Origin of the sequence: Nocardiopsis sp. LDBS1602 (assembly GCF_035818715.1) — a bacterium.
Classification (GTDB): domain Bacteria; phylum Actinomycetota; class Actinomycetes; order Streptosporangiales; family Streptosporangiaceae; genus Nocardiopsis; species Nocardiopsis alba.
Genome location: NZ_JAYLVW010000008.1, coordinates 168260 through 180314, shown reverse-complemented (window position 1 = coordinate 180314; position 12055 = coordinate 168260). Strand labels below are relative to the sequence as shown.

General features: G+C 72.0%; 9 protein-coding genes. All 9 read left to right on the top strand.

Annotated elements, in window-relative coordinates:
* Positions 1-72 precede the first annotated feature (72 nt).
* The 9 genes from U9J66_RS21315 to U9J66_RS21275 all read left to right on the top strand — a co-directional run bounded on the left by U9J66_RS21315 (position 73) and on the right by U9J66_RS21275 (position 12036).
* Positions 73-288 carry a hypothetical protein gene (locus U9J66_RS21315; protein ID WP_161111324.1) on the top strand — a complete coding sequence of 72 codons (216 nt, stop codon included), beginning with the start codon at positions 73-75 and terminating at the stop codon, positions 286-288.
* 258 nt (positions 289-546) lie between these two features.
* Entirely contained in the window at positions 547-759 is a 213-nt protein-coding gene (locus U9J66_RS21310; protein ID WP_326338487.1) for a hypothetical protein, read from the top strand.
* A gap of 72 nt (positions 760-831) precedes the next feature.
* Positions 832-2640, top strand: a complete 1809-nt coding sequence (locus tag U9J66_RS21305; RefSeq protein ID WP_161111326.1) for an NAD(P)-dependent oxidoreductase — start codon at positions 832-834, stop codon at positions 2638-2640.
* Positions 2637-4508: a TOMM precursor leader peptide-binding protein gene (locus U9J66_RS21300; RefSeq protein WP_017535510.1), complete on the top strand. Its 1872-nt coding sequence runs from the start codon at positions 2637-2639 to the stop codon at positions 4506-4508. The genes U9J66_RS21305 and U9J66_RS21300 overlap by 4 nt, the downstream gene beginning before the upstream one ends.
* Positions 4505-6163, top strand: coding sequence for a nitroreductase family protein (locus tag U9J66_RS21295; RefSeq protein WP_161111327.1), 1659 nt, complete (start codon positions 4505-4507; stop codon positions 6161-6163). Before U9J66_RS21300 ends, U9J66_RS21295 begins: the two co-directional genes overlap by 4 nt.
* Complete coding sequence (locus U9J66_RS21290) at positions 6160-8676, top strand: lantibiotic dehydratase (RefSeq protein WP_326338485.1); 2517 nt, start codon at positions 6160-6162, stop codon at positions 8674-8676. The genes U9J66_RS21295 and U9J66_RS21290 overlap by 4 nt, the downstream gene beginning before the upstream one ends.
* A complete protein-coding gene (locus U9J66_RS21285; protein WP_017535513.1) occupies positions 8673-9596 on the top strand; it encodes a thiopeptide-type bacteriocin biosynthesis protein in 924 nt (307 codons plus the stop codon). Before U9J66_RS21290 ends, U9J66_RS21285 begins: the two co-directional genes overlap by 4 nt.
* Positions 9593-10681: a thiopeptide maturation pyridine synthase gene (locus tag U9J66_RS21280; RefSeq protein WP_326338483.1), complete on the top strand. Its 1089-nt coding sequence runs from the start codon at positions 9593-9595 to the stop codon at positions 10679-10681. The genes U9J66_RS21285 and U9J66_RS21280 overlap by 4 nt, the downstream gene beginning before the upstream one ends.
* Positions 10678-12036: a SagB/ThcOx family dehydrogenase gene (locus U9J66_RS21275; RefSeq protein ID WP_014913393.1), complete on the top strand. Its 1359-nt coding sequence runs from the start codon at positions 10678-10680 to the stop codon at positions 12034-12036. Before U9J66_RS21280 ends, U9J66_RS21275 begins: the two co-directional genes overlap by 4 nt.
* Positions 12037-12055 lie beyond the last annotated feature (19 nt).

Below are 12055 nucleotides of genomic sequence, written 5' to 3'. Positions count from 1 at the left end.
CTCCGGCGATGATGGCCACGCCCATGTTCCCCGATCCCCACGTGTCGTCCACGTGGGAGGGAAGAGGTTCTCATGTCGATCGAGACCGGCCCCCTCTCCGGCAGTCTCGGAGATCTGCCGGTGGAGGAGTTCAGCACCAGTAGCGAGGGCGTCGTCGGCTTCGGTGTCGACCAGCCCGGTGGTATCGAGTCGCTCGGTTCCACGCTGGCCATGATGGAGATCGGCGCCTCGGGCGGCGGCGAGTGCTGTAGCTGCTGTAGCTGCTGCCCGTGCTGCTGCTGCAGCTAGAACGGCGCCTTCCGGGCCCTTCGCGGGTCTCGGCGGTGCGGTCGGCGGGTCGGTCGGGTGTGAGCCCGGTCGGCCCGCCGACGTCGTCTTTCGACCCCCTCCTCGGAACGTTGTCCGCGAGGTCGGGAGGAATTCGAAGAAGGCGCTCACAAGGTGCAAGTGCCCTGTAGGTGGGGTGTAAGTGACTCCGGCGATGATGGCGACACCCATGTTTCCCCGGTTCCGACGTGCGACGCACGTGGGAGGGAAGAGGTTCTCATGTCGATCGAGACCCACCTGTCCAACAGTCTCGGAGATCTGCCGGTCGAGGAGTTCAGCACCACCGACGAGGGTGTCCTCGGGTTCGGTGTCGACCAGCCCGGTGGTATCGAGTCGCTCGGTTCCACGCTGGCCATGATGGAGATCGGCGCCTCGGGCGGGGGAGGTTGCTGCAGCTGCTGTAGCTGCTGCCCGTGCTGCTGCTGCAGCTGACCCGGCGTGAGGGCTCCGGAGCGGCGGACACGTTCCGGAGCCCATCTGACAAGAGTGAGGGAGAGGGCTCGGATGCGACCGAAGCTTCGGCCGGATGTCTACTACGTACCAACGCGAGACGGGGCCTTCATCATCGACAGCGCGCGGTCGGTGACGCTGCGCGGAGGGTCGATCTACGACTGGGTGGAACGGCTCGCTCCGAGCCTGGACGGGACCGCGACGCTCGACGAACTGACCTCGGGGTTGCGGCCGGCCCACCGGAAGATGGTCGGGGACCTGGTCTCGTTGCTGGAGAGCAACGGTTTCGTGCGCGACGTCGGTGACGACCGGCCGCACGGTCTGACCGACGAGGAGCTGGAGCGCTACCAGGCGGAGATCGCCTATGTCGACTTCCGTTGCGACTCGGGGCCGGCCCGCTTCGAACGCTGGCGCGGTACCCGCCTGGTGATCGTCGGAAGCGCGCCGCTCGCCGACGCCGCCGCGCGCGCCGCCTGGGAGCTGGGTTGTCGCCGGGTCGAGGTCGTCGACCCGTCCGACGACACCGAGGCCCGCTCCGGCCGGGCCGACGACGTGCGGGCGTTGCGTGAGGAGGACTCCGAGCGCGAACTGGTGGAGACCCCCGCCTCCGAACTCTCCTCCGCCGTCGCCGCCGCCGACTTCGTGGTCGCGTTGACCGAGGATCCGGAGCTGATCGACACGGTGGCCGAGGCCTGCACGGCGCCTCTGCTCCCCGTCCTCGTCTCCGAGGACGTGGCGTGGGTGGGTCCGAACCCGGGCGGTTCATCGACCTGGGCCGACGCGAAGGCCCGCTGGACCGACACCGGTGTCCTGCCGGTCGGCCCCTCGGCCTGGATGATCGGCCCCGCCACGGGTGTTCCCGCCAACACGGCCCTTTTCGCGGCGTTCCGCCTGGTGACCGGGGCCTACCCGGAGCCCGTGGCCGACGAGCTCGAACGCATCGACCTGGAGACCCTGGAGTCGGAGACCTCGCGTGTGCTGCCGGTCGGCCGCGTCGCGAAGACGGATCCGATGGAGTGGCCCGCCTCGATCGAGAGCGAGGCCTTCTCCCTGGCCGCGGCCCCCCTGTTCGACCGGTTCACCGGCCCGCTGTTGGAGATCGAGGAGCACCATACCCAGCTTCCGTTGCGCGTGGCGGTCGCGAGCCTGGCGCGGGACGGTGAGGTCTCCCAGGCGCTCGGCGTCGCCGACTCCCTCATCGACGCGCGGCACGACGCCACGTTGGCCGCCCTCGGCCGCCTGGCCGCCTCCCACCCCTCCCGGGGACCGGCCCTGGACATCCTCGGCGGTGAGACGGGATCGAACGTCGAACCGGTGGGGATCAAAGCCCCTCGCGTCCCCGGGATCGGGGCCGCCCTGGACCGGGAGAGCGCTCTGACCGCCGCGGTACTGGACCTCGCCGCGGAGCGGGCGGTCCCCGAACCGTCGAGCGCGCCGACGATCGACCTGGAGGGCGTCCCCGAGGCGCTCGGCGAGCAGGTGCGTCGACTGGAATCGCTCACGCGGGAGACGGTGCGGGCGTTCCGGCTCGACGCCGAACTTCCCACGGTGCTGGTCGTCGCCGGAGAGGAACCGCTGGCCCGTGCCTGCGGCCTCGACACGGCGGGTGCGCTGGCCACGGCCCTGGAACGGGCCACCCTCGTCGCGCAGTGCGGCCATGACCCGATCACGATGCCCCCGATGCCGGAGACCGTCCCCGAACCGGAGGGCTCGACGGACACGTCGACCGGACCCGTGCTCACGACCGAGGACGCGGTGAAGCTGCTGGCCTCCCGAGGAACGCGACTCGGGGTCGTCGAGCTCGACGGCGAGCCGATCCTGCGCACGGCCACGCCGTACCTGATCAGGGTGGTGGAACTGTGACCGGAACACAGCTCGAAGGGCCGACCGTGATCGGCGCCGGAATCCTGGCCGAGGCGATGCGCGCGACCGTGCCGCCGGAGTACACCGTGGTGGTCGGGGAGGCCGGCGAACTGCCGGAGATCCCCGAGACCGACGGGCCGGTACTGCCGGTGCTCGCACGCCGCGACCGACTGTTCATCGGCCCGGTGATCCGTCCGGGACGTCCGGGCTGCCCGGACTGCCTCGAGTCGCGGCTGGTCCTGGCCCGGGAGTTCCCCGAGCCCATGGCGGAGATCGACGAACGGTACCCGGATCTTCTCCGGACCTGGCGGCCGCCGGCGCTGACCTCCGCGCACGCCGGCGTCGCCGCCGACCTCGCCGTCAAGTTGGTCGAACTGGACCGGTCGGCCGAGGACGTGCTGCCGGTGATGGTGGTGCGGCTGATCGGTATCGGGGCCCGCCGGGCCCGGCTCCTCCCGGACCCGATGTGCGCGACGTGCGGTTCCCTCACCGACGACAACCCCGAGGACACCGAGACACTGCGGCCGACCGAGTCCGTGGCGCACTCTCCGGGCTCGCTGCGGACCAGGTCCCTGGTCGACGACGACTCGTTCCTGCCCACCTACGTCGACCGCGACATGGGTCTGGTACGCACCCTGTTCAAGTACGGGCGCGGGGTGTTCCCGAACATGTCCGCCCCGCTCGGCCTGCGCAACTCGACCGACGTCGAACAGGGCATCGGACGCACCCCGTCCTACCGGGAGTCGGGGACCGCCGCGGTCGCCGAGGCGGTCGAACGCTGGGGCGGGATGAGCGCCTCCGGGCACCGCAGCGTGGTGAAGGGGACCTTCGCGGACCTTCCCGAGGCGATCGACCTGCGGCGTCTGGGGCTCCACGACGAGCACCGTTACGACGAGCCCGGCTTCCCGTGCCGGAGGTGGACCGAGGAGTCCGAGGTCGACTGGGTGTGGGCGAGGTCCCTCACCAAGGACGCCCCGGTCCTGGTCCCGGAGACCTACGCCTACTACCGCACCAGGCTGGTGCGCCCGAACCTGCCCCGCTACCTCTATGAGGTGTCGAACGGCTGCGCGGTCGGCGGCTCGATGCCGGAGGCGATCCTGCACGGGCTGATGGAGGTCATCGAACGGGACGCGTTCCTGATGACCTGGTACTCGCGCAGATCCCCGGCCAAACTCGACCTGAGCACCGCGAAGACCTCCACGATGCCGCTCCTGCTGGAGCGGATCGAGAGGCAGACCGGCTACACCGTGCACGCCTGGGACACCACCACCGAACACGGCATCCCCAGCGTCTGGATCGGTGTCGTCGACGAGGGCGAGCGCGAGGGGCGGGCCCGGTTCCTGTGCGCCTCCGCCTCCCACTTCGACATGGAGTCGGCCGTGAGCGCGGGTCTGCTCGAACTCGCCCCGATCATCGCCCAGCACGAGGACGAGGACGAGGAGACACAGGAGTACGCCCGACGGATGGTCGAGGACAGCGAGCTGTGCACGTCGATGCTGCACCACAGCCAGCTGTACGGCCGCCCGGAGGCGCAGGACCGGCTCGCCTTCCTCTATGAGGGCTCCGAGCGGGGACTGTCCGAACCGCACCCGGCGCTGACCACGGGTGAACCGACCGACCTGAGGGCGCTCCTCCAGAGCACGGTCGACCTGTTGGCGGAGCACGGGCTCGAAGTGATCGTCGTCGACCAGACGACGCCCGAGCACAGGGCGGGCGGACTGTCCTGCGTGAAGGTGATCGTGCCGGGGATGCTGCCGATGACCTTCGGGCACAGGTTCCGGCGGGTCCGCGGGCTCGACCGCGCCTACAAGGCGGCGGCCGCGGCCGGCTACGACGACGTCAACCCCGACCCGCACCCGTTCCCATGACCGATACCGACCCGAACACGGCGACACCCGGGTCGGCGGCCGGGGACGCGGCTCTGGTGCGGAAGTACCTGTACGACGTGCACTACCGATGGCAGGAGATCCACGCGGAGGGGCAGGGCGGGCTCGACGATCCGGACCGCCCCCCGCTGTTCACCCGCCCGGCCGTGCCGCGACGCAGGCACGCGCTTCCCGCCAGGCCGCGTCACCGACTGGGGCCGCTCGGGGCCGCGCTGCGCGAGGAATACGAGCCCTCCGGGGCGACCCGACCCGCGTCGGGCGCCCCGGGCGGGCCGGACCCGGAACGGCTGAGCGCCCTGCTGTTCTACGGGTACGGCTTCTCCCGCATGGACGCCGGACCTCAGGTGGAGTGGCCGTGGCACCGGACGGTGGCCTCCGCGCGCTGCTTCTACCCGGTCGAACTCGCCTTGTGGTCGGCGGACGCCCCCGAGGGGGTCCACCGTTACGATCCGGCCCATCACGAGCTCTCCGAACTGCGCGACGACGTCGGGGCGAAGGAGTTGGCGGCGGCCGCCGCCGCGGACTTCGACGGCGCGAGGAACGTCCTCGTCGTCACCGCGCGACTCGGGAAGACGGCCTTTCGCTACCGGAACTACTCCTACCGTCTGGCGGCCCAGGAGGCCGGTCTGGTCGCCGGCAACCTGCTGGTCGTCGCCTCGGCCCTGGGAATGCGCGGCCAGATGCGGACGCGTTTCCTCGACGAGGAGGTCGCCCGACTGCTGGCCCTTCCCGACGACGACTCCGAGTCGGTCCTGGCGGTACTTCCGCTGTGGGACGCCTCCGAGGCCCCGAAGGAGCCCGGGTACCGTCCGGCTCCGGTCCCGTCACCGCCGCCGGAGCGGATCGTGGTCCCGGTCGCGGGCGGTTCCGGGATCGACCCGGTGCTGAGCGCGCGGATGCTGGCGGTCGAACGCGCCTCGTGGCTGCGGGACCCGGAGGAGCTGGCCCCGGTCCGGCCGGACGCGCGCGTCCGGCCGGGGAAGCCGGAGCCCTCGGAGGCGACCGCGTTCGACGTGCCGTTGGCGCCCGTACGCGGTGAGAGCGACATGGACACGGCCACGGCCGTGGTCCGTCGTGACTCCGGGCCCGACGTCTTCCTTCCGACGGCGGAGCCGCTGCCGTTGGGGACCGTCTCCGACCTCCTGCTCGACGCGGTCCGGCCGCTCGGAGACGACCTGTGGCACGAGATCGCGCCGCCCGAGGTCGGGGTCCACGCCCTCGTCGGCGCCGTGGACGATCTGCCACGGGGGCACTACCGGCTCGTGGACGGGGCGCTGCGGCCGGTGGGGAGGGACGACCTGCGGTCCCGTCTACAGGCGATGAACGTCTGGCGGACGGAGATCAACGCGCGTACCTCCCCGTTGCTGGTCGCGGTCACCGCGTACACGGAAGGGCTGCTGGAGCACCACCCCGGACGAGCGTTCCGCGCCACGCAGTTGTCGACCGGTGTGGTCACGCAGCGGATCTCGTTGGCCGCGGCGGCCCACGGACTGTCCGCCCGTGTCACCAACAGCTACGACGCCGAGGAGTTCGCCTCCTTGTTGGGGCTCGACGGTGAACGGGAGATCCCGGTGTTCCTACTGGTGCTGGGGCGCCCCAACGCGCCCTGGCATCTGGCGACGAGGTTGAGACCATGACGGTGGTACGTGTCGCGGGGCTGCCCGGCGAGAGCGCCCGGGTCGGGCGGCTGCCCGAGACCGTGCGCCGCCTCCGCGACCTTCGGGAGCTGCGGCGCGGGATGCGCGACCGCGGCGATCGGGCGGCGGACCTGCTCTATCCGGCGATCGGCGGCTGTGAGGACCGTGATGTCCGACGGGCCCTCCTGGCCTGCCGTCGGGCGGTGCACAACGGTCGGGCGCCCCTGCCGTTGCCGGAGGGCGCGCTCGCCCGACTGGCGGAGGAGGGGCGAGAGCTCCTCGATCGGCTGCGCTCCGACCACGAGAGGTGGGAACGCGACCTGACGCGGGCGAAGGAGGCGTTCCGGACCGAGAGGACGGAGGCCTCGCACCGTCTCGCCGCGCTGGTGCGGGACGAGGACTTCCTACGGGCCCTGGCGATGGCCAGCGACGCGCTGTTCCCGGACGTGGAGGCGTGGCTCGCCGGACCTCCGGACGCCGCCGAGCACCTCAACACCCGGCGGCGGGTCCTCTCGTACGTCCTGCGCACCGCGCTGAAGACCAGCCCCTTCTCCACCCTGACCACGGCGGGCCTCATCGGCGGGACCGTCGATGGAGAAAGCGCGGAGGTGTCGTCCCTCGGATCCGGGCTCCCCGCGCCGGACCGGCTGTCACGGCATCTGGAACTCAACGCCGAGATCGAGTCCCGGCTGGAACGTCTGCTGGTGGCCGTGCACGGGCCGAGGATCCTGCGCGCCAACCCGACGCTGACCGTCTCCGGAGAACGGCTCCTCGTCGTGCACCCGGACGGTCGCTTCCTCGGGGTCCCCGCCCTGCCCTGGGTGCTCCGTCTCGTCGAGAGGGCGGGCCGAGGCGCCGCACCGACCGAACTCGTCGAGCTGCTCACCGGGGAGTTCGGAGCGGGCGAGGAGGAGGCCTCGACGTCTCTGGACCGGTTGGTCACGGCCGGTGTGCTCCAAGCCGACCTCGACGTGCCCGACCAGATCTCGGATCGTCCGTCCGCCATCGCCGACCGGTTGGAGTCGCCCGCCGGAGACCCGGTCCGGAGACTCGCCGAGGCGGTGCGCGACGTCGAGAAGGCCGACGAACCCACGGGCCGGTGGATGTCCCTGGGGCTCCTGCGTTCGGCCACGGAACGGGCCCTGTCGGCGGCGGGCGGGGACGCGACACTGATCCCCGGCAAGTACCTCTGCTACGAGGACGCCGTCCCGGACTGGAACACCCCGCCCCGGGCGCCGGACCTGAAGGGGATGGAGGAGGACCTGCACCGCGTCCGCCGGTTGGTGGCGGTGTTCGACGGCGCCCTTCCGGGCCGGCTGGCCATGGCCGACCTGATCGAACGCCGGTTCGGCGCGGGCACCCCGGTCGGACCTGTGGAGGCCTGGATGGCCTGGGGCGAGGCGGTCGCCTCCCCGGGCGGCACCATGGCCGCGGGCGGGGGCGGCGGAGAGCTTCGAGAGTTGCGCGAGAACCCCTTCCACCTGGGGGAGACCGGGCTGCCTCGCGTGGAGGAACTGCGTCGAATCCAGGCCGGCCTGCTCGACGTGCTCTTCCCCGAGGACCACGACGGCGACACCGTCCACGCCGACACCGAGGCCCTCGACCGGTCGCTCTCCGACCTGCCCCCGTGGCTGCCCCACGACCACCCCACCACGCTCTTCCTCCAACCCCTGCCCGACGGCACCGTGGTCTTCAACGCGGCCGCCCCGGGGCACGGGGCCTCGGCGGCCCGGGTGAGCCGCAGGGCGGGTCGTCCGGCGCGGGAGGAGACGTGGGAGGGTCCGCTGCGGGTCGAGGTGATGGGGCTGTTCCGCTCCTCCCTCAACCGGGTGGCCCCCTTGGCCTCACACGAGCTGGAGTGGCCGGGCTGCGTCCCCACACTGCCTCCGGAACGGCGGGTGCGCCCCGCCGACCTCGAGATCCGCGTGAACCCGGACAGCGGGCTCCCGACACTGTGGTGGCGGGTCGAGGACCGGCCGGTGCGGCTGATCCACCGGGGCACCATGGCCCGCTGCTGGCTTCCGCCGGCGCTGCGGTTCCTGTTGGACCTGACGACGCCGCTGTCGGAGGCCTGGGCCCTGGTCGGACGGTCCAGGGAGCTGTACGTGGACCCGAAGCCCTCCGAGATCTCGATCCTGCCTCGACTGCGGGTGGGTCGGGTCCTCTTGGAGCGTCGGACCTGGATCGTGCCGTGTCGGGAGTTCGACGGAGCCGGAGGCGACGATTTCGACCGGTTCTTCGAGGTACGGGAACGGGCCGAGGAACTCGGACTGCCGGAGGTGGTCTTCGCCCGGGCCGCCGACCCGGGCGGGTCGGCGGAGGAGCAGGTCATGGCCAAGGCCAAGGACCGTAAGCCGCGCCCGTTGGACCTGTGCTCGTGGTGGGGCGTGGAGGAGCTGTCACGGATGTCCAAGGGGCGGGAGACGTTGGTGTTCCAAGAGGCGGCGCCCGCCGTGTTCGGTCCCGACCGGGTGGCGGAGTACGCCGTCGAGCTGCCGGGGGACCGCCCATGAGCTGGCTGACCGCGTACTGCTACTACCACCGGGACCCGTCCGTGGTGGTCACCGAGGTGGTCGCCCCCACCGTGGAGGCGTTGGGGGATCGGTCGCCGCGCTGGTTCTTCCTCCGCTACTGGACCGGTGGGCCGCACGTCCGTCTCCGTCTGTGGCTGCCCGACCCCGACGACCACGCCCGGGCCCGCGAGGAGGTCCGGAACCGCTTCGCGACGCTGGTCGAACGGAACCCCTCACAGGTGGCCGCGGACCCGGCCGACTACGCCAGGCTGGCCGAACTGATCGGCACCTCGGGGGACGAGGGCGGTGGTGAACTGCTCCCGGACAACACCCTGACCTGGGAGACGTACCGTCCAGAGACCGGCATGTACGGCGGTCCCGAGGCGATGGAGCATGTGGAGGACTTCTTCACCGCGTCGAGCCTGGACGCCCTGGACTACGTGGGGACCCCGACCGACCCCACCGCCCGCGCGGTGTGGTGCATGGCGCGGGGGCTGGCCACGCTCGGCGACGCCGAGTGGGCGGGACGGTTCGTCGATCACATGGTCCGTCGGTGGATGGGGGAGCGGATCGGACCCCATTGGCAGGCCCTCGTCGAGCAGGCCTGGCAGCGGTCGGGCGACCAGGTCCGACGGCTCGTCCACCACGCGATGGCCACGTCGGAGACCGGTGGAGAGGATCGGTGGTCGACCGCCTGCCGACACCTCCAAGAGCGGCTCGCCGACCTCGAGGAACGGGGAGGGCTCCACCCGCCCGAGGACATCGTGCCCTACGACATCGAACGGCTCGATCGGGGGATGGTGACGCTCTCCGCGTTGCACATGCACAACAACCGACTCGGCGTCCACATGGAACGAGAGGCACTCTTGATGGAACTCCTCAGGCTGGCCCTGGCCGACCCCGTATCGGTGTCGCCATGACGGCCGCCCGACGACTCCGGGTCGCCTATCACGATCCGGACCCCGCCCCCCTGCTGCGGGCCGGGGTCCGGCCACTGCTGGCCGAGCTCGCCGAGGCCGGTCTGCCCGCGTTCTGGGCACGCCACTGGCGACGAGGACCGCACCTGCGGATCGTGGTGGAGGCCGACGAACCCACCTGGGAACGGATCGTGCGACCGGCCGCCGACCGTCATCTGAGGCCGGCCCTGGCGGCCCACCCGTCGACCACGATCCTCGACCCCGACGCGCTGCGCGAACCCCACCGCCTCCTGGCCGCCCGAGAGCGGGAGCACGGACCCTTGGAGCCGCTCCAACCGGACAACACCGTCGAGGAGGAGGCGCACGACCCCCGACTGCACGTCCTCGGCACCCCCGACGCGGTGGCCCTGTTCGAGGGGTTCTCTCAGAGGACCGCGGAGGCGGCGCTGACCGTCTCCGTCAGAGAGGGGCCCGCGCTCAGCTCCCACGTCGTGGACCTGATGCTGGTGATCGCCGGACGGGTGGGGGGCTACATCGAGCGCGGTTTCGTCTCCTACCGCTCGCACGCCGAGGCCCACATCATGGGCGCTCCGGACCCGGCCGCGGTCCGCGCCCTGTTCGACGAACGCTCCGAGCGTCTGCGCGCGCCGCTGGTGCGTCGGGTGGAGGCGCACGCGGACGAGACCTCGCCGCCGCGGCTGGACGAGGTGACCGAGCTCGTCGGTCGCGAACTGGTGCGCTCCGCCGAGGAGGCCGGCCCCCTGCTCGCCGACGGCCGTCTGGACCTCGACGTCCCGGCCGGTCCGGGCGAGGGCGTCACCGGGGAACAGACCCGGCACAGCGCCTTCCACCGGACCCTGCGCGACTCCGGAGACTTCGAGCGCACGCTTCGCGAGGCTTCGTGGTTCCTCCGCTATCGGGTGGCGCTGAACCTGTTGTACCTGCACCTGGCGCGGATCGGCGTCCGCCCGGTGGACCGATTCCTGTACTGCCACGTGGTCGCCGACGCGGTGGAACAGGCCCGAGGGGTCGACGCCGTGGCGATGGTGGCCGCCGGCGCGACGGATCTAGTGGGAGGGCAGTCATGAGCACGGCCGAGGACATGATCGCGACCGACACGAATCGGGAGATCGTGGCGGCCTACCTGGCCGACCGGGAACTGCCGAAGGTGTCGGGGGCCTACCAGCTCTACCCGACGCGGGCGGGCCGTCCAGGGATCGCCGAACATCCGCTGCCCCGGCCCGTCCGGGACCCCGAAGGTCCGGTCGACCGGATCTCCCGCATGCTCGCCACCGGCAACGGTCTGGCCCGACACCGTTTCCTGACCGTCTCGGGGGCCCGGGCGTTCCTTCCCACCGGGGCGCCCGGATGGGGGTTCGACGAGCAGCACGTGATGACCACCCTGCTCCGGCTGGTCGCCAGCGGGGGAGCGGCCTACCCGGTCGACCTGTGGCTGCTCTCGGGAGGAGGGTCGGGGCTGCCGACCGGGGCCCATCGCTACAACCCCGTCCACCACGCCCTCACCCAGGTCACCTCCGAGGACCCGAGACCGCGTCTGGCCCGCGCCCTGGGCGGCCCGGTCACCGACCTGACGATCGTGCTGACGACCCGCCTGGAACGCACCACCGGACGCTACGGCAGGTTCGCTCATCGGCTCCACCTGCTCGACACCGGCCACACCCTGGCCCAGCTCCTGGTCGCCGGTCGGACCCTCGGATGGGAGTGCTCCCCGCGTCTGGCGTTCGTCGACGACGAGATCGAGCACCTCCTGGAGCTGGGGGAGGAGACCGAGACCGCCTTCGCCGTCGTCACCGTCGGCCCCTCCCAGGAGGTGGCGCCGGCGAGCGAACCCGCCCCGGTTCGGGTGCCGACGGTCCCCGACCGCTACCCGCAGGACGTCCTGTGCGCGGTCCGACGGACCGAGCCGGGCGAGGAACTGGCCTTCGGCGAGATCACCATGCCCGGCGACCCCGCGCGGGCGATGCTGCGCCGCCGTAGCCCGGTCGGCGGGTTCGTGGCCCCGGCCCCGTCCCCGGAGACGCTGGAACCGGTGGCCGAGGCGGTCGACGCGGTGCTGGCGCCGTTGGGAGGACGCTGCCTGTTGGCCCCGCCCAAGGATCCGAGGGTGGCCACCCGGGTGGGGGCTCCCGGACACCGGCTCAACCTGTCGTTGGCCGGGGTGGTGGTGCCGGTCCTGGACCTGCCCGCGCTGGTACGGGAACACGGGGCCGCGGCCTTCCGGGTCGGCGCGGTCGCCATCGGCGCGTCGTTGCAGGCGGGCGCCCTGGTCGCGGCCGACCGGGGCCTGGGCACCTTCCCGCTCTGCGCCTACGACGGTCCGGGTATAGAGGAGGCGTTGGACCTGCCGGCCTCCTCGACGATGTGCGTGGCCCCGATCGGGGTGGCCGCCCACGTCGGCGCGGGCCTGGAGGTGCCGCTGTAGGAATCGTGAAGGCCCGGCC

Coding starts and splice junctions, on each gene's coding strand:
- U9J66_RS21315 (WP_161111324.1), top strand. CDS start 73: ATGTCGATCGAGACCGGCCCCCTCTCCGGCAGTCTCGGAGATCTGCCG.
- U9J66_RS21310 (WP_326338487.1), top strand. CDS start 547: ATGTCGATCGAGACCCACCTGTCCAACAGTCTCGGAGATCTGCCGGTC.
- U9J66_RS21305 (WP_161111326.1), top strand. CDS start 832: ATGCGACCGAAGCTTCGGCCGGATGTCTACTACGTACCAACGCGAGAC.
- U9J66_RS21295 (WP_161111327.1), top strand. CDS start 4,505: ATGACCGATACCGACCCGAACACGGCGACACCCGGGTCGGCGGCCGGG.
- U9J66_RS21290 (WP_326338485.1), top strand. CDS start 6,160: ATGACGGTGGTACGTGTCGCGGGGCTGCCCGGCGAGAGCGCCCGGGTC.
- U9J66_RS21285 (WP_017535513.1), top strand. CDS start 8,673: ATGAGCTGGCTGACCGCGTACTGCTACTACCACCGGGACCCGTCCGTG.
- U9J66_RS21280 (WP_326338483.1), top strand. CDS start 9,593: ATGACGGCCGCCCGACGACTCCGGGTCGCCTATCACGATCCGGACCCC.
- U9J66_RS21275 (WP_014913393.1), top strand. CDS start 10,678: ATGAGCACGGCCGAGGACATGATCGCGACCGACACGAATCGGGAGATC.